A 17,949-nucleotide genomic window follows, 5' to 3' on the forward strand; every position below is an offset into this window, starting at 1 on the left:
ACTTAGTAAGGAGTGATTTCTTAATCTCGCATTGCCCCAGCTTCTCGGGAAGTCATTGCTCCTTGTCCTTCTCTTACATCATTTTGAATTTCTTGTTTTACTTTTTGCGCATCAGTTTCTGCAAAATTTGATTTCATAATAGAACCAGACTTCTCTATAGTTTTTTTATGATGTTGCATACAAACCCTCCTCAATTTAACGTTTAACAATCTTATTATGTACAAAAGTACACTCGGTATCCCCCGAGTAGTTGAACGAATTTCACGTAAACTAAAAGGGGGGAATTAAATAAGTGGTTTCTGATTTTAGGAATAGCCATTAGAAGTGATTCCACAATCGGGCGCGATTGTTGAAGAAGAATTAAAAGGGCGATACATATTATGTATGACTAATATGTATCGCCCTTTATTTTTTATGACTTTTTACAATTTAGGTCTTGATAATTGAATAACGGTTAAACTTTATTTCAAATCAACAGTTGATTATTTTTTATGCAATAGTGCAATGTATTTTGCAACTATCACAAAGTTCGTCATCTTCAGGAGAATTTATTACATCACCGCATTCGATACATTTCCTTACGTGATTAATATGCTCACAGTATAAGCATATGCCGATACCCAATCCATTATAATCTGATATGTTGATTGCGTATTTCTGACAGTTTTGGCAAGAGAAAGAAGCTACTTCGTCATCTTCTATCTCTAGCATTTTATCTTCTAATAGATTGTTAATGGCTGTTTCTAGATTATAAAGTGCTGAGATATTAAGTTCTTCTTGAATAAATGGTAAATAACAGCCTTGTTCTTCGTCAAATCTTGCACTACCATTTGTATAGCTAATATTAAAAGATTCTTCCATATCATCATTATAGTATAATGTGAGCTTGACACTACTCGAACCTGCTTCACTGCTATCTATATATGCTTCTATATCTACGTGTATTTTGTGATTAAAATAATTATGAACAATCGTAAATATTTTTTCAACCTTATCCAAGTGAGGCTTAACAAAAATCACTTCAATATCACTTCGGTAATAGATATCTTCTTTTATGTTATCAAACGTATCAATGATTTTTTCTTTTAGTAAATCGAGAATTTGTTCTTTCGCAAGAATTTCTACCCCGGCTTCTTCACTTACTCTTCTTCTGAGATCGAATTGCATTTCGTAATCATTGATTAATTGCATTGCTTCAAGTTCTTCAATATATAAATCCATTTCTGAATTTAAATGATCGTTGAATTCTTTTTCGGCTTCTTTAATCAACTTTAATAAATCATCCATGCTTTTCTTATACTTTCGGTATAATTTGAAGTCTATTAGTTTGTTATGAGCTACATGATTTCTATCTTCACTAAAACTATCCCACTTTCCTTGAAATTCTCTCGAATCACAAGAAAACCATGGTGCAAAGAAATCTTTCCAAAAATCAATTTCTACCTCCATTTCATCTATTAAAATATCAGTTAATTCCTTCCCATGTGATTCTATTTTTTGACCATTCAATATATCACTCATGATATATCGGAATCTTTGGGATGAATTCATATAGTTTTCTACCAATTCCCTTTGTGAATAGTTAAATAAATTAAATTCTTTTACTTTATATGTTTTAAACGTCAAAATCTTGACTAAGTCTCCAGTATTAATAGACATTAAGTTTGTATGTACATCTTGGAAGCTCCGTGCTCGTTTTCTATACTGATCATTTCGCATACTATATGTACTGATAAGATTAGTAGGCATATATTTCTCCCACCAGTCACCACCTAGTTTATAAAATAGAATTGTATTAATTACTCTCCGTAAAGTGTTTTCTACAGAATGAATATCCATATATAACTCTTCTGAAAATGCTTCAGATTGCCGATCTTCTAACCATACGCACTGTTCCCATTCACTCATCATTTCATCCTTTAGTTTAATTTTCAAGTTATGTAGATTATGATCTGGATGGACGGAAAATATTCCTGAGATATCTATTTTTAATTGTGAACCTTTAGTGGAGAAAATATGGGTAAAAGTAACAAGATATTCATTAGTATCAATAATTATTGAACATCTTCTTGTTTTAATTCCGTTTGTATAAAATCGAAAATCACTAATATTCAAAGCGCTTTTAATTTTAGCTAAAATGTTATTTGTATATGTTTCTAATTTAAAAATCCATTTTGGATTTTTTTGATTAATCATTACAAAGCGAATTAGATCACTCATCGCGAATTCCTCCGTTATTGCTTACTAAAAATATATAAATGAACACATTTTCATTTTTTATTGTAACATTTTTCAGTTTAGGGCATGAGGTATATATTTATTAGTAAAAGGCAAATAATCCACACCTATGTAAAGGGATGGGGATTATTTGCCTTTTACTTAAAACCACAAAAGTGTAGTTTTAAAATAAAGTTTGATTAAAAATATCTACTCCCACCCTTACTCTACGGAATATAAAAAGAATCTAATTTGAAAAAAGGTTAATCAAAATAGATTCTTTTCCAGTAGATTTAAGATTGGTTTTTATAAAAATGTTTGATTAAACTTACACATTTTAACCTTACTATATGATTCTCTGATTAATAAAACTCATAAAAAAATTGGGAATAGTAACACCTATACGTTATTATTCTCCTTTTTTTTATAGAAATGGTTCGAATTACAGGCAATAACCCATCCTATAATTATTAATGTTATAGAAAATAACTTAAGACACGCCCTATATATATAATCTAAATCTTTAAGATAAACCCAGGATATTATCCCTATAACAGCACCGACTATCCCTAGAATCAAACCCTTATATTTTTGTAAAAACATCAAGTTACCCCTTTCGTACAAACAAAATATCCGATATATAAACAATACTAAATTATGGAATATTTTTAAAGAATCAAAACGTTTTTATATTCAATTCATATATTTTATTTCTTTTCTTAATAAAAATATCCCCATAGATAAGTGAATCCAAAGGGATAAAACTGTACATCTTTGTTATAAACAGTACAACTTTATTTCAAAGCTACAATACCAGTTGCTACGTTCAATTCTCCAAAATAAAAAGGGCTTCAAAGAGAAACCCTCATAAGCGTCATGACGCTATATCACATCAATTCATAATTGTTAAATGATACTTATTAATAGACAAAAGAGCAGCATAACGCTATGTCGTATACAAGAATTGTCTATATGGATAAGACATATGATTTTACTCTTTAGAATGTATCGGGATATAGCCCTTCAAAGCGAATTAAAATCCGATTGCGAATTGTTGAATTTTTAACTACACTGTAATACCTTTCATTCCCCCAACACTTTTGAACATTGTTTTAAGTTGTTTGCAACAATTCATCTGGTCGAAATTCATCTTGATCTAATATTTCTATTGGTTCAATTAGAATTCTCTGCTTCCCTTTCGGTCCTATATACTCAACTTTTTTTGCTTCATAGGTATCAACAAGATAATCTATTATTTGCTTATGTTCTTGTTCTCTACATTTACCACTACACCCTAATTGCGTACATAATGGATACACTCTTTTCCTTGTTCCTCCATGATAAGTAGACAACTCTCTTTTTTCTTCTTCATCTTGATAGGGAAAATACTCTCTTAAATGGGATACATCTTTCCAATTACTATATAATTTTTTATATACCATCTCATAGGCATCATTTACATCTCTCTTTATAGGACCTGTTATTCCTTCTCGTTCCATGAGATTCTTTAAAAATTCTCTTTGCTCTTTATTTACTCTATTTTTTGTTATCCTCACTTCATTTTCTCTATAGATTTCTTCCACTGCCTTACTAGTTCCTTCAAAAGCTAAATATTGACCAAGTTTCTCTTTCTCTTCAATATCCCTATAAGGAAAATCCCTCATTATTCGAGAAATAGGGAGATTCTCCATAGCTAAACTAGTACATACTTCTTTAAATACAAGTTCTATATTTCCATTTAGAATAATTTTAAAGTTAGCATCTTTACATACATTTTCTAAGAATAATCTTTGAGCTTTTTTTATTTTCTTAGGTTCAGACATTTTCCCTTGTCTCGATTTTGTATGTTTTCTATTCTTTGTTTTCGCTAATATCTTACGATTAGGGCGGCTTAGCGAATTACCAATATTCAACACTTCCCTGTTGTATGGTTTATATTCAGCTTCCGCTCCTTTTTCTAACTTTTTAACATAAAAAGCTTTTACTTCCTCCCATGATCTAGTCAGTACATACCCTTGTCTTTCTAACAATTCTTGTACATCCTTCCCATACCCTTTGGATGTATAAATTCGCTCATCAAGTATTGTGATAACTCCATAATCCTCAATACTTCTAATTAAGCGCCCGACTGCTTGATCTAACTTATTAATCATCATTGGATAACTAACTTTTTCAAACCTATCTTCCTTTTCAATTCCCATACTCATTAATTCTATAATAGGATCATTAAAGGCTGGAAATGGTAACTTATTTATAATAACTGACGTTAAAGAAGTTCCCGATATCGAAAATCCAGAAAAAAAACTACCAGACCCAACTAACACACTCTCCTCTGACTCTTTAAAGCGTTTAGTTAGATTTTCAACTCCACTTTCCCCTTGCTTGTATAATGGAATAGCAGAAGTAGCTAACTCTGTTTTGATTCCATTATAAATATCATCCATATGATCCTTAGAAGTATTTAAAAGGAGCGTTCGTCCCTCCGTCAACTTCAATAGTTTATGAATCTCTCTCAATGCGTTTCCTATAAATTCATCTTTATTAGGATTACCTAATTTCTTAGGTATATAAATAAGAGCTTGATTCTTATAATCAAATGGACTAACTAAAACTTTTGTTATCGCTTCTCCACTTTTAATATTCCACTGATTTTTAATATAAGAAAAATCTTTATTCACTGTAAGAGTACCCGACATAAATATAATTTTATTTAAATTCTTAATATAGTCTAACATCTGCCGGAATGTCTCTTTATAGTTATTCTCTATGACATGAAATTCACCATCTTCTAGGCTTACCCAAGACGTATACTTCTTTTTTTGTAAGAACTTATGAAGAATACCAGACAACTCATCCAATATTTCAGCCTTTCGATGCTTTGCCTGTAATAGATTTTCATTTAGGATCTCTTGTAATGTCCTTAAAATAGAAAATACAAAATCTGTTAACATATAGCGTCCCACATCTGATTTCTTGTTATCTTCCTTGTTCCTCTTTATCCATGCTCTTAACCTACCTACAGCTTTTCCCCACTTATCATTGTCTCGTTCTATATACTTTTCAACCCTCTTCAAATACGATAGGGTAAATGTTTCTTCTAACCGACCAATAAATGTTTCCAGAAAATCATGTGCCTCATCAATTATCACTATTCCCATATCAGTTTTTAGTACTGGCTCATAAATACTATCCGTATCCATAGCATTTAAAAATGAATTAATTAATTGATCATGATTTGTTATAACTACATCATTTTCAATTGCTTTAAATCTCCTCCGGTGTAAAATTGTCGGACATATCATTGAAAATTGACAAACTCTACAGTTTGACTTATTAGATAACTCCACTCTTTTCCACTTTTCATCTTCTATATTAAAGGTGTATTTCTCTTCTAGTTCGCTCCTTTGTCCTGTTTTACTTGTTTGAAAAAATTTTTCTAGGGCACGTTGATCCGCACGCGTAAATAATTCTTTTTCTACTCCTTGGCTTGAATTCTTCATCCTAAAATGACAATAATAGTGTGATTTTCCTTTTGCAACAATCGGGTTATTTACTAGTCCCAGTTTACGCAATAATGGAATTTCACTTCTCATTAACTGTCCTTGTAAGTTAATAGTAGCAGTAGCATACATAACACTTCTTTTATCGAATATATTATATTTACGATCTATTAAAACTGGAACTAATGCTCCTAATGACTTCCCAGTTCCCACTGGTGCCTCAATAATCATTACTCTCTTACTAGACTCCAAGAATTCTCCAATGTCTAATGCCATTTGTATCTGGGATGTCCTTTTAACACTTGTACCATAGTGTTTCAGTAACTTTTCCTCAAATAAGTCTAAAATTACATCTGCTTTAGAATTCATCTACTGCCCCCTCTATTTTTCTAATTTATAATACATAATCCCTCGTTTATATAAATTCTTCTTATTTAACTAGTTATTCTTTTACTTAACCCTCTACACTTTATACATTTTTTTCCTAATACAGACTATAATTATATCACCGAACAGATAACCGTACAACATACAGTTCTTATTTAAATAAAAACAACCATATATAGTTCTTATTATTGAAGAGATAATGCATCGCATCATTTTTAAATACTAGGACTAGTAACTACATAAACTTGTACATAAAACATTTATAGGATACTATATTACTGAACATATAATAAAAATCATTATTCAGAACATATGATTTCTATTTAAAAAAGGAGAAAGAAACTGCTTTTCAAAAGATAGTAGATTAATATATATTGTTAAAAGTCATTATGAATGGAGTTGTTCAAAATGGATTTTAAGATAAAAATACCTACTGATAGCCAAGGGTTTTACTCTTTATCATGTCCATATTGTCATGAGAATTTCAAGGTACAAGCTGGTGACATAGATTCGGAAGAGGTATTAGAATTATACTGTCCAGTTTGTGGATTGTCTGCGGATAATTCTAAATTCACACCTCCTGAAGTATTAGAACATGCAATGACTATTGCAATGAATTATGCTCAAAATGAAATATCCAATATATTTAAGGGTTCTAATAAAAGTTTAAAAGGATCAGGAATACATATGAGTATAAATAAACCTAAGGAAGATGTTCCTAAATTACTAGTTGAAGACGAAAATTTAGAACAGGTTGAACTAAATTGTTGTAACAAAATCATTAAATTGAATGTTGCACAAATTGCAACAATTGTATACTGTCCTTTTTGTGGGGTGAATTAATATGAGTCCAGAATTACAATTAACAGAAAGCGATTATAAAAAATTATCATTAAACTTTCGAAAAGTGGCAAGTAGGTTCCTTCAAACTAATTTTACCGAAGCGAATGATAATTTAGCAAGATTTTTAATATTCATTGAAGGATCGCCAGTAATTCTTCAATTTATTCAAAATAATAATACCGTTGAGTACAACATTGAAAAGATCATTGCGAATACCGAATATCATGATAAATACAAGTTGCCTGTTCGTACTTCTGAGGAGATTGCGTTTATTTATCAATTTTTAAAATATATATTTGCGAATAATATAAGGTATTTTGATATCATTCCAATGAGCTATAGATCCGGGAAGAAAATTCAAAATACTGTTGATAATTTTAACCAACAAGTAGTAAAATCTCTTGTAGATCATATAGTTACATATTTGGGGGAGATGGCAATAGATATGGGATTGGATAAAAGCTCAAGTACACAATTTAATATTCAAGATTTTAGAGGGCAACTAAACCACGCTGAGAGAGAGTCTTCAATAACAGCACACCAAGTTTATAATGAATCCAACATTGAAGATTTAAAGAAAATCAGTTCTCAATTTATACAAGAACTTTTAAATGAAAAAAGTGATTTAGGAATTGATAAGGAAGAAACCAAAGAATTTTTAGAAGCTGCAATTGAAGAGGTTGAATCAGAAAAACCTAAAAAATCTATCATAAAAACCGCAATCGAAAAAGTAAAAAATGTCAATGAACTAGTAACAGTGGGGTCAACATTATACACTTCAGGTGAAGAGCTTTTAAACTTACTTCAAAAATATATAGGATAATACTTAGGAATACACTCATTATTTGTATTATCTTTTCTTTTGTCATAAGATTTGTTATAATTTCTATACAAACTTATATAAGTATTACATTGTTTATTTTTGCATAAAATAAAAGAAGAGATGCCAGTAACATCTCTTCTAGTAACTGCTACCGCAAGGTGGTCGGTTGCTAAATATTATTTGCTTCTTTTAGAACCGCCCTTTCGCTTGCCGGCTTTGGGGGCGGTTCTTTTATTTTTATTACTAAGTTTCTTTACAAGCTCATTCGCATAAGCTGTTGCAAAGACTGTGAGAAATACTTTCACAGCATCATGCAATAAATTAATTAAAGAATCCATTCGGTCACCTCCTTTCTCTCTAAACTAAGAGAAAGGACAGCAACCTCCCGCCCTCACAATATCCAGTTAATTTTCATTTTAACATATATATAAATACTGACCAATATCTTTATTCTTTTTACTCCCTACGAATCATCCTCCAAGCAAATATTAAATTCCACATACTCAGTTTATTCATTACTAGCGGGGGTATCTCCCTCTCCCAATGTAGCTTTAGAATAAAGATTGCTTAAAAAGTTCTCTTCAACCTTTACTTAATAGCAAACGCAAATACTCCATTTTGAAAAAGGATTAATCAAAATGGAGTTGCCTTTTTAACTAAGTCTGAGTTTTTTATAAAAAAGTTTGATCATTCTAATAATCCTTATTGAGCTAAAGCACCCATTAGCTTAAGTACGATCTTGTAATAAATAAAAGAGTCGCCAAGCAATTCGATGTTTAACTAATAAATTTTTTCATTTTTTTCCTTGCTCTTTATTACATTCCGGACACCATTGCCCTTTACTTTTTATATTGTTAGGTGTAGCTTCCCATTCATGACCTTTTGCACATCGCCATTTAAGACGCTCTCCATTTGAATGATAGTTAATAGAGAGACATTCACCCCCCCTTTTTTTGCGGCCAATTTCATATCCTCAATGGTTAACTTCTTCTTCCCTGCGCATTCGGGACACCATCTACCATTAACGATTACAAGTGGCTTAGTTTCCCATATATGACCTTTTGCACACTGCCAGAGAAGTTTTGTCCGATTATTTACATAGGTGGTGGAGAGACATTTTCCTCCTTTTGCTTTAGCTAACTCATGCATATATTCTATCGTGTTTCTTTTCAATCCTGAGCATTCGGGACACCAGCTACCATTCTTTATATTGTTTGGCCTCGCTTCCCAAATATGCCCTTTTGCACATTGCCATTTTAGTGGTGTTTTACTATTGACGTAGAAGGCAGATAGTAAGTTCCCTCCTCTTTTTTTTGCTATTTCTCTTAGTTCGTCTAATACAGTTGAACTTTTATAAAAATTATTAAAAGGTATATCTTTTAAAGAAACTTGTACAGGGATTTTCAATTCCTCTAAACAATTAAAAACGTATTCAACCAGTGATTCGTCAGTTGTGTAGCAGTTATAAGGGACGATCACTAGTTTTATTCCCTTTTGTCGGCATATTTCCTCTTTATATAAATCTACAGCTTGGCGTTTATCAAAATCTTCAATGGTTTTAAAAAAGAAAGGATCGAATTTATAATGTTGGATGCCATGATACTCAAAGGCAATATTCAGCTCTTCATTATAACCGTCTAATTCTAAGTTTCGATCAAGGATTCTTCGAGTTTTTTTGAACGGCTTATGAAAAATGGATTTCATAATAAATCGAACTTTCTCCTCACTGTAGAACGTATTACAATGTGGACACCAAGTATTACTATCCTTTACTTCATGAAAAGTACTTTCCCAGGTATGCCCTTCAGCACATTGCCATTTTAACTTTTGTCGATTATTTTCATAAACCTTAGATAAACACACCCCCCCCCTTTTGATTTAGCGTATTCTCGTACAAATTCAATATCATGTCGATGTCTACCACTACAAATATGACACCAATGCCCATAAAGTATACTATCTGCTTTTGCCTTCCAAATGTGGCCATGTTCACATTGCCATTTCATTTCCGTTCTAGAATTTTTATATGTTTCTGACAAGCACTTTCCACCTTTAGATTCAGCCAATTCCTGCAATTTTCCTATACTAAATCTACGGGCATCCCCAGCTGTTTCTAAAGCACATTTGGGACACCAGCTTTTGCTATTTTTGATATGTCCCGGTGCTGCTTTCCAAATATGTCCCTTTTGACATTTCCATTCTAGTTTGGTAGACATATTGAAATAAGTTGAAGATAGACATTTACCTCCTCTTTCTTCAGCTATACTTTGCATTTCTTCTATTGTAAGTTTTATATTGTTACCTTTTTTCCCTATTCTACATTTAGGACACCAATGTTCCTGATTTTTTACGTTATCAGGACGAGCTTCCCAAGTATGCCCTTCAGAACACATCCATGTGAGAGGTGTTTTATTCGTTTTATATTCAGTGGAAAGACATTTCCCACCTCTAGATTCAGCCAATGTATTCATATCATCTATAGTTAATTTTTTTCTACTGCTGCATTCAGGGCATCCATATCCATTGTTAATCCCATTGGCTTTCGCCTCCCAAATATGCCCTTTTACACATTGCCATTTTAGTGATGTAGACATATTGATATACACAGTCGATAAACATCGGAATCCTTTGGACTCTGCCAATAAGTGCATATCACCAATTGTTTTTTTTACTCCCATTTTTTATTCCCTCCGTAAAACTTACCTTCTTTCTAGTATAAAACAGGAAGAGAAACTTTGAGAGGAGAATAGAGAAAGTCTTTCAATGTCTTATAACTTTTTTATGTCACTAACCTGCCCCGTTTGTTAAATAAAACAAGCTCTAGATAAATGATCTAGAGCAAAAGCATCGGGACTTCATTTCAAATCTACAATAACAGAAGAAAATAAACAAAAAAAAGCGACATATCGCTATGTCGCTTTTCACATCATCTTACTATCAATCTACACTTGTAACATTTGATAAATTAAAGCCGCTGCCTCTCCACGAGTTGCTGTTCCTTTTGGTAGAAATTGATTATAACCATTCCCTTTTACAACTCCTAATCCATATAGGCGCTGTACCGCTTGTTTATTATATGCAAGATTTAGATCTGAAAATGGTGTATCCACAACTTGCCCTACAACCTGTTTATATCGCAATGCATTATCTATCATAATTGCCGCTTCATCACGTTTAATAGGGCTATTAGGATCAAACATACCATTTCCTCTACCTTTAACGATACCTGCACTTCCTGTACGCTTAATTCCCTCCCACAAAGTAGAATGTGCTTCATTTATATCATAGAAACCTGCATTCCCCGGCGGTAATTTCAGGGCATTAGAAATTAAAGTCGCAAACTCTGCTCTTGTTACTAAACGATCTGGCCAGTACGTCCCATTTCCATCTCCAACCATGATTCCCTTCTTATTCAATTCCTGAATATGACTTTCATACCATCCACCTGCTATATCATCTTTCTTCATTTCATCTCTTGGGAAGTACTTAGAAATCCCATCTGCCGTTAATGCCATTAACCTTCTTTGGTATGCGGGATCAGAAAGTAAGCGGTCTTCTGTAGGATTTGACATGAAACCTATTTCAAGTAGTACTACTGGCGTTTTTGACCAGTTGAATCCCGTCATATCGCTACGCTTAAAGATTCCATTGCCATGAATATTTATGCCGCCATCCCTTACGTTATTTAAAATTGTTTGTGAAGCTCGTAAACTATCTTGATAAATCCCCCTTGTATCCTGGGTGTTTTCAGGCGTTAATATAGAAAATCCTTTTACACTCGAATTATCATCACTACCATCAGCATGTACTCGTACCGTTAGGCTCGCATTTGCATCATTAGCCATTTGCGCTCTTTGAATATTACTGATATTCACATCATTTGTTGTACGAGTCATCATAACGTGGAAACCTCGTTTTTCTAGTTCCTCTTTTAAAATCAAACTAGTTTCCAAAGTTAGTTGATACTCAGGTTTTTTCGTTGCGACACCCGATGCTCCATAAGTCACTTTATATTTCGTTTCATTAGACGATGGAGATACTCGTTCTTTAGATAAATCCCCTTTTCTTTGATGCCCTGGATCAATAAAGATTGTTTTTTTCCCAACTGGCGCATCTGTATTTGGATTTGTAGAAGAGCCTGTTTTTTCCACATAAGCCCCACTTACATACCCTGTTTGTCCCTTGAAATTAATCTTGTACCATCCATTTGCTTCCTGACCAATTACCGAAAGAGTTTGATCTTTATATACAAATCCTAAGCTTGTTGTACTTGGACTCGCTCCACTTCGAACATTTAGCGATGATGCTGTCACTCTGTATGTTTCACTATCAGCGTACACAACGTTTGAACTTACCAAAGGAGCTTCTACACTAAAAATCCCTGCACCTAGTACCGCTACTGTCGCCATTGCCATAAAAGGTTTCTTCCATTTATTCTGTTTTTTCACTGGATTAAATTGTTTTTGTTTCATTGCTGTTTCCCCTTCCATATTTACAATCAAAATCAAAAATATGATTAAAATTACATTCATATCCATCAATCTAGATACCAAATAACTCCTTCCTTCTTGAACTTGTGTAAATGTGGACATTTACACAAGTTCACATTTACACATTTTCTAATTCCTTAAAGTTATTATACTCCGCTCGAATTGACATACCAATAATACATTTACACACGTGGACATTTACACAATTACACAAGTTCACAAATAAAAGTGAAATAAAATAGACTTCAATTTAATATGAAGTCTATTAGTCTAGCAATTATAATAGTTCTATGTTAATTAATTAGAAGACTTTTTGCCAAAAATACAAATAAATTATATGAGATATGAGCTAACATTGGGACTTTCAAATCTTTTGTCTTTTCATAACTCCACGCATATAAACACCCATTCACAAAGTAAGGGAAGAAGAACCAATCTAAATGAACGAAGGCAAAGAATCCATTGGCAAAGAGAATCGCTTCCATTCTGCTCAACCTTTTGTTGAATAGATTGGTTAATTTCTTACGGAAAATCCACTCTTCTACAATAGGAGCAATCAATAAAGGTACTAACATATGCAAAGGATTCACCTCAATCCTTTGATTCGTGGCTACTGCATTACCATCTCCAAGCGATAACAACTCTTTTATATAAGAAAAAAACAGGCTAGACAAAACTGCAAGTCCAGCCACAAGTACGATCCACTTAACTTTTTGAAAAATACCATTTGTTTTCAAGACCGAATCTTTCTCTTTTCCTAAAACCCTAACCTGGTTATTTCTTAGCAAATTCAAGTTCAATCCTCCCACTAGAATTCAGCTTCAGATAAGCATCGAATTCCTTACCTGATTTCCCCTTCATCCCTTTAATAAGTCCTGTTTTCTTTCCTTCTAATAACTTTTTAGCGTTCGTTTCACTTATTTTCTTTCCTAAAAATTCACCTGGTATTGAGAACTTACAACCCTCTTTATATCCGTTGCAACCATAAAACGTTTTGCGATTCACTATTTCTTTCCCACATTTCGGGCATTTTCCAACTGCATCTTTTTCTTGCATCTCCTGGATTTTGCTGTCTATTTGGAGCTGATCTAATGATTTTGTAGCATTTTCAATTAATTGTTTCGTGAATTCCCCTGTCTTCGCTACAAACACATCTTTAGATCCTTGTTTCTTCCCTATTTTTCGCAAATCCCCTTCCCATTGTGCCGTCATATCGGGTTTGGCCAATAAAGTTCCTCGCACGGCTTGGCAAAGGATTTCGCCTTTTGGTGTAACAGATACTTTGTTACGTATCACTTCTATATATGCCTGTTTTTTCAGCGTTTCTATGATTCCACTACGAGTTGCTTCTGTCCCCAAACCTTCTACTTCTTTGAGAATCCCCTTACTTTCTTCATCTTCTACGGAAGAGCCGCAAGTTTTCATCATCGTGATTAATTGTCCTTCTGTATAAGGCTTAGGCGCTATCGTCATGCCTTCTTTTGTTTTTAATTGTCCTTGGACAAATCCCCCTTGTTTCACTACAGGTAAGAGGGATTCTTGTTCTTCCTTGTCCTCTTCCTCTATCTTATCTGTTACATATAGTTCTTTCCATCCTAATGATTTTTCTGCCTTCCCTTTTGTTGTGAAATGCAATCCATTCATATCTGTAGTAATTACCGTTTCTTCGTATTCATAAGGCGCATGGAACATACTTAATACACTTTTTAACACTTCCATGTACAGATTTCGCTGCTTTTCACTTAGCTGATCGATCACGCTCTTTGAAGGGACATTTTTTGTCACTACAATGGCATAATGCTCCTGGACTTTTTTATTATCGACATAGCGCTTATTAGGCTCTAATGAACGAGGTTGAAAGTTTACACCTGCAATCGACTGATAACCACTCAAATTATTTTTCAAATACTCAAATTCACCATCAGTAATATAAGGGCAATCTGTACGAGGGTATGTTACTAATTTTGCTTCATATAACTCCTGAATCCCCTTTAAAACATCAGCTGGTGAATACTTATATTTTTTGTTGACCAACGCCTGTAGGGAAGAAAGAGAAAACAGTTTTGGTGCTTCTTGTTTTTTAGGATGCACTTCCACCGATTTAACCGCTCCTTGTTGACATCCGCTCTCAGAAAGTTGGTGTTGCTTTAATAACATCGTTAACTCGTCTTTTGTTTTAAATCTCTCTTTATATCGTCCTTTATACGTACCATTCATCGCCTTGAATTGTGCTTCCAACTCGAAAAACGGTGACGGTTTGAAGTTCTTAATATCTTGTTGTCGTTGATTAATCAGGCATAAAACTGGCGTTTGCACACGCCCCACACTGTAGGCCCCCTGGACACCTTTCTGACGTAGTAAAAGAGTATATAAACGACTAGCATTCATGCCAATTAACCAATCACTAATTTGACGGGCTTGTGCTTCTTCAAACATACTTACATATTCTGAACCCGGCTTTAAGTTTTGGAATCCCTTTTTAATTTCATCTACTTCTAGGCTGTTGATCCATAGGCGTTTTATTGGCTTAGAAGAACAACCTGCTTCCTGAATGATTAATCTTGCAATTGCTTCACCCTCGCGATCTATATCGCATGAGTTGCATATCACGCTAGCTTCCTTCATTAATTTCTTCACGATATTAAATTGCTTTTTCTTATCAGCCGATACTTTATATTCATATCTCTCAGGTAAAATAGGTAATTGGGATAGATCCCACTTTTCCCATTCTTCTTTATAATCTTGAGGTGATTTCAATTCAACTAAATGACCGTACGCCCAGGTAATATTCGCCCCTTCTGGCATTAATGAACAAGGTGGGACATAAAAATGCCCATCCTTCTTTTCTACTTTCGGGAAAGCCTCCGAATATGCTTTTGCCTGTGACGGTTTTTCTGCAATAATTAATACGTATCCCATGTTATTACTTCCTCTCATATATAAGTTTTTTAAATGCAAAAAGGAGTATCATGGCGCTATGCCACCCCTTCCCAAACAAAAAAAGAGCAACATATCGCTATGCTGCCTCAATAAACCTTATCTTTCACGCCCCATTTGGTGCATATATGCCATTCTTCTTGCTCGTTCTCTTTGTTTATCTTGTTCTATTGGCTTCTCCTGTTCTTTTATCATTCCAAGCTCTTTATGATAATTTTGCAAAGTACTAAATTGATATAGAGGATCTCTCCTTCTTTCAGGTCTACGTATGTTTTCCTTATAATCTTTTTTATATCCTTTTATATATCCCCTTAACATCTTATCAAGTTCATCAATATTCTCATTGATTTTAGCCTTTTGCACAGTGGGGATTGCAACCCTTTCTTTCTGCAAGACACTTAAATAACTCTCATTATTTATTATCAAAGCTTTTGTTAAGTCTAAACAGGCATTCGGTCTTGTTTCTGAAGGTATGGAAAAAGTACCATGCTCTACTACACGATTATTATTTGGTGCTTTTGTACGAAAAGGAACACAAGCATTTAATTGGTCCGAAAGTTTTACAACAACACCTATATACATTCTGCGCTCTTCTTTATTGTACATTTTCTCTTTTAAATTCGGATTATCCTTAAAATATCGATCACTAATCTTTACATAATCACCTGTTTCCATAGTTGTCTCCCTTTCAAATAAAAAAGGCACTTACAAAAGTAAGTGCCTAAGGATAAAAAAACCTATACCGTATAACCTGCGATTTTACAATGTTGAATCTCACTACATCGAACTAATTCAAACAAAAAAGCACTTACAGCAAAGTAAGTGCTTTTAAAATCCATCATTATCGGTTTTTTATTTAGCCGAGCGCATTCCGAAAAACCGCTCCGTGTCTTGTATCGGTTTATTTATTTAGCCGAGCGTACTCCGAAAAACTGCTCCATGTCTTTCATACTTAGATTATACATAATATCGCTAAATAATTCAATTTTGACCCTGATTGTTTTTTATAAAATTATACTTTTATACTTTTATACTTTTATATTTTTATAATTCATCTTTCTCTACTCATATGCCGCAAATAAGCCGCCTGCCTCCCTTGATCCCGCTGTTTCGCTACATGCTTACACTCATCATTCCAATCCCACTTTTGTTCTTCTGAAGGAGCTTTAGGGAATTCAGGTTTAAAAACAACTATACTTCCATCATTTTTTTCATATCGGAAATGCTTCAATCTATCTACAAAGTTTCTTCCTGCTTTATCATTATCTACACACAATGATAAACTATCCGGCACATCACCAATTCTCTCACAACTCTTCATGTAATAATTGAATAAAACTTGTGGTTTTAATCCTTCCATGCTAACTAAATGCGTATTTTTTAGATCTTGTTTATGCAACGAAGCGTAGCTTAAAAGGTCTACAGATGATTCGAAGAATTTTAAATTCCTCGGCTCACCATTTAACACATTAAATCCATAATTAGGAGTCGAGTTTTTTTGAATCATCTTCCATGTTCCACGCTTGTATTTGTCTGATTTCACAACACCTTGCTCAGAACACCCCATTACTTCTCCAGTCTCACGATCTTTCCATTGAAACAGAACATTATTGTACTTATCTTGCTTAATCAGTCCTTTATTATGCAATGCATCTACAACTTGAGGGTCAATTTTCCTGTCATTAACCAGGTATTCCTTTGCTCTGTCAAAATTAGGTACTTCTTTTTGAGCATAATATTCATAATCATATGGCTCAGTCACAAATGTAACCTCTGAAGCTTTTTCATAATCCTTTTCCCCTTCTAACAATCGCTGCATAGCTCCTGGAAATGAAGCCCCTTCTACTTCCTGTACAAAATTAATGATATTTCCGTTAACACCTCTACTGTTCCAGTAGAATTGATTTTTCTTTCTATCGATGATTAGACTATCATGCTCCGCCAAACGGTAATAACGCTCACTATCACTTTTTACAGGAATATCGTTTTGCATACAATAATCTACAATATCTAACGCTGCCGCTTTGTTTATTTCTTCCTCTGTATATTTTTTTACATCCTGTTTTTTGTGATCCACGATAACCCCTCCAATAAAATAAAAAAAGACCGTGTATTTATTCCTACACGGTCTTTTTGAGTAATTTTTTATATTTTATTTTTATATAAGGGATCTATTCATTAATGAATAAATCCCTTAATTTTCTCAAATAATGAATTCATTACATTCACTTCAGGAAGATGTAAACTCGCTCCAAAAGAACGAATTTCAATTATTAAAATAAACATACTTACAACTAAAATTCCAAACTCTGCCATTCCGCCAGTACGATAATAAATTATGTGCAATCCACTTTGAAATTTTTTATTTGATAATGGAAGTAACCATTTGACTCCACTGATTGAAAAGCTATCTTCAATTAAATGCAAACAATATCCTGCTAATACACACATTCCAGTAATAAAAGATAAAGGAGTCATTTTTACAGCAAAAAGAATAGGAATCAGTACAAGCGCAACGCCTAGTAGCGAATGTGTAATTCCTCTATGTCCAAAAACTCCATGTATTAAATCAGACACGCCCCTAGTTCTTCTACCCATCCAAGAGTGCGGTTCATCAATATCTGGTAACAAAGCCCCTAACCCAACAGCTGCAATGTTTGCTATTGTTAGAGTGTCTGTGGCTGCTAATACTGGTAAAGCAATTACCATACTTGTTGTAAGATGCGTTCTATATTGCATGTTCTACACTACT

General features: G+C 33.5%; 14 protein-coding genes and 2 pseudogenes. 2 read left to right on the forward strand and 14 right to left on the reverse strand.

Translation table 11 applies throughout. From position 1 onward, the window contains the following. Window positions 1–20: 20 nt before the first annotated feature. From SB773_RS22485 to SB773_RS22500, 4 genes are all read right to left on the reverse strand, one after another. Window positions 21–179, reverse strand: coding sequence for a hypothetical protein (locus tag SB773_RS22485; RefSeq protein ID WP_410592212.1), 159 nt, complete (start codon window positions 177–179; stop codon window positions 21–23). Between the two features lie 310 nt (window positions 180–489). Further along, window positions 490–2,220: a hypothetical protein gene (locus SB773_RS22490; protein WP_410592214.1), complete on the reverse strand. Its 1,731-nt coding sequence runs from the start codon at window positions 2,218–2,220 to the stop codon at window positions 490–492. A gap of 396 nt (window positions 2,221–2,616) precedes the next feature. Further along, on the reverse strand, window positions 2,617–2,820 hold the full coding sequence (locus SB773_RS22495) for a hypothetical protein (RefSeq protein ID WP_341308640.1): 204 nt from the start codon (window positions 2,818–2,820) through the stop codon (window positions 2,617–2,619). A 509-nt stretch (window positions 2,821–3,329) separates the two neighbouring features. After that, on the reverse strand, window positions 3,330–6,086 hold the full coding sequence (locus SB773_RS22500; protein ID WP_410592216.1) for an ATP-dependent DNA helicase: 2,757 nt from the start codon (window positions 6,084–6,086) through the stop codon (window positions 3,330–3,332). A 426-nt stretch (window positions 6,087–6,512) separates the two neighbouring features. Between SB773_RS22500 and SB773_RS22505 the strand changes: the two genes are divergently transcribed. Next, window positions 6,513–6,947, forward strand: coding sequence for a hypothetical protein (locus SB773_RS22505; protein ID WP_410592218.1), 435 nt, complete (start codon window positions 6,513–6,515; stop codon window positions 6,945–6,947). Between the two features lies 1 nt (window position 6,948). Further along, the gene (locus SB773_RS22510; protein ID WP_410592220.1) at window positions 6,949–7,770 is read left to right on the forward strand and encodes a hypothetical protein; all 822 of its coding nucleotides are present in this window, start codon (window positions 6,949–6,951) and stop codon (window positions 7,768–7,770) included. Between the two features lie 176 nt (window positions 7,771–7,946). Here SB773_RS22510 and SB773_RS22515 read toward each other — a convergent pair whose 3' ends face one another. From SB773_RS22515 to SB773_RS22560, 10 genes and pseudogenes are all read right to left on the reverse strand, one after another. Beyond that, on the reverse strand, window positions 7,947–8,108 hold the full coding sequence (locus SB773_RS22515; protein ID WP_176526510.1) for a hypothetical protein: 162 nt from the start codon (window positions 8,106–8,108) through the stop codon (window positions 7,947–7,949). 455 nt (window positions 8,109–8,563) lie between these two features. Beyond that, window positions 8,564–8,734 (reverse strand): zinc-ribbon domain-containing protein, encoded by a 171-nt coding sequence (locus tag SB773_RS22520; RefSeq protein ID WP_410592287.1) that lies wholly within the window; start codon window positions 8,732–8,734, stop codon window positions 8,564–8,566. 269 nt (window positions 8,735–9,003) lie between these two features. Beyond that, window positions 9,004–9,474 (reverse strand): annotated as a pseudogene (locus SB773_RS22525) (hypothetical protein); the annotation flags it as partial. A gap of 116 nt (window positions 9,475–9,590) precedes the next feature. Then, window positions 9,591–10,448 (reverse strand): zinc-ribbon domain-containing protein, encoded by an 858-nt coding sequence (locus SB773_RS22530; RefSeq protein ID WP_410592223.1) that lies wholly within the window; start codon window positions 10,446–10,448, stop codon window positions 9,591–9,593. A 264-nt stretch (window positions 10,449–10,712) separates the two neighbouring features. Beyond that, window positions 10,713–12,062, reverse strand: a pseudogene (locus SB773_RS22535) (N-acetylmuramoyl-L-alanine amidase); the annotation flags it as partial. Window positions 12,063–12,553: 491 nt separating this feature from the next. Further along, window positions 12,554–12,997, reverse strand: a complete 444-nt coding sequence (locus SB773_RS22540; RefSeq protein WP_410592289.1) for a CPBP family intramembrane glutamic endopeptidase — start codon at window positions 12,995–12,997, stop codon at window positions 12,554–12,556. 37 nt (window positions 12,998–13,034) lie between these two features. Beyond that, window positions 13,035–15,179 (reverse strand): type IA DNA topoisomerase, encoded by a 2,145-nt coding sequence (locus tag SB773_RS22545; RefSeq protein ID WP_410592225.1) that lies wholly within the window; start codon window positions 15,177–15,179, stop codon window positions 13,035–13,037. A 117-nt stretch (window positions 15,180–15,296) separates the two neighbouring features. Next, a complete protein-coding gene (locus tag SB773_RS22550; protein ID WP_410592229.1) occupies window positions 15,297–15,872 on the reverse strand; it encodes a hypothetical protein in 576 nt (191 codons plus the stop codon). A gap of 376 nt (window positions 15,873–16,248) precedes the next feature. Then, entirely contained in the window at window positions 16,249–17,274 is a 1,026-nt protein-coding gene (locus SB773_RS22555) for a DUF3991 domain-containing protein (protein ID WP_410592231.1), read from the reverse strand. A 101-nt stretch (window positions 17,275–17,375) separates the two neighbouring features. Next, window positions 17,376–17,936, reverse strand: a complete 561-nt coding sequence (locus SB773_RS22560) for a metal-dependent hydrolase (protein WP_410592233.1) — start codon at window positions 17,934–17,936, stop codon at window positions 17,376–17,378. Window positions 17,937–17,949: the final 13 nt, after the last annotated feature.

The organism is Bacillus sp. SIMBA_074, assembly GCF_046534555.1.
GTDB classification, from domain to species: Bacteria; Bacillota; Bacilli; order Bacillales; family Bacillaceae_G; genus Bacillus_A; species Bacillus_A mycoides.

Coding starts and splice junctions, on each gene's coding strand:
- SB773_RS22490 (WP_410592214.1), bottom strand. CDS start 2,220: ATGAGTGATCTAATTCGCTTTGTAATGATTAATCAAAAAAATCCAAAA.
- SB773_RS22485 (WP_410592212.1), bottom strand. CDS start 179: ATGCAACATCATAAAAAAACTATAGAGAAGTCTGGTTCTATTATGAAA.
- SB773_RS22505 (WP_410592218.1), top strand. CDS start 6,513: ATGGATTTTAAGATAAAAATACCTACTGATAGCCAAGGGTTTTACTCT.
- SB773_RS22510 (WP_410592220.1), top strand. CDS start 6,949: ATGAGTCCAGAATTACAATTAACAGAAAGCGATTATAAAAAATTATCA.
- SB773_RS22530 (WP_410592223.1), bottom strand. CDS start 10,448: ATGGGAGTAAAAAAAACAATTGGTGATATGCACTTATTGGCAGAGTCC.
- SB773_RS22550 (WP_410592229.1), bottom strand. CDS start 15,872: ATGGAAACAGGTGATTATGTAAAGATTAGTGATCGATATTTTAAGGAT.
- SB773_RS22560 (WP_410592233.1), bottom strand. CDS start 17,936: ATGCAATATAGAACGCATCTTACAACAAGTATGGTAATTGCTTTACCA.
- SB773_RS22495 (WP_341308640.1), bottom strand. CDS start 2,820: ATGTTTTTACAAAAATATAAGGGTTTGATTCTAGGGATAGTCGGTGCT.
- SB773_RS22500 (WP_410592216.1), bottom strand. CDS start 6,086: ATGAATTCTAAAGCAGATGTAATTTTAGACTTATTTGAGGAAAAGTTA.
- SB773_RS22545 (WP_410592225.1), bottom strand. CDS start 15,179: ATGGGATACGTATTAATTATTGCAGAAAAACCGTCACAGGCAAAAGCA.
- SB773_RS22515 (WP_176526510.1), bottom strand. CDS start 8,108: ATGGATTCTTTAATTAATTTATTGCATGATGCTGTGAAAGTATTTCTC.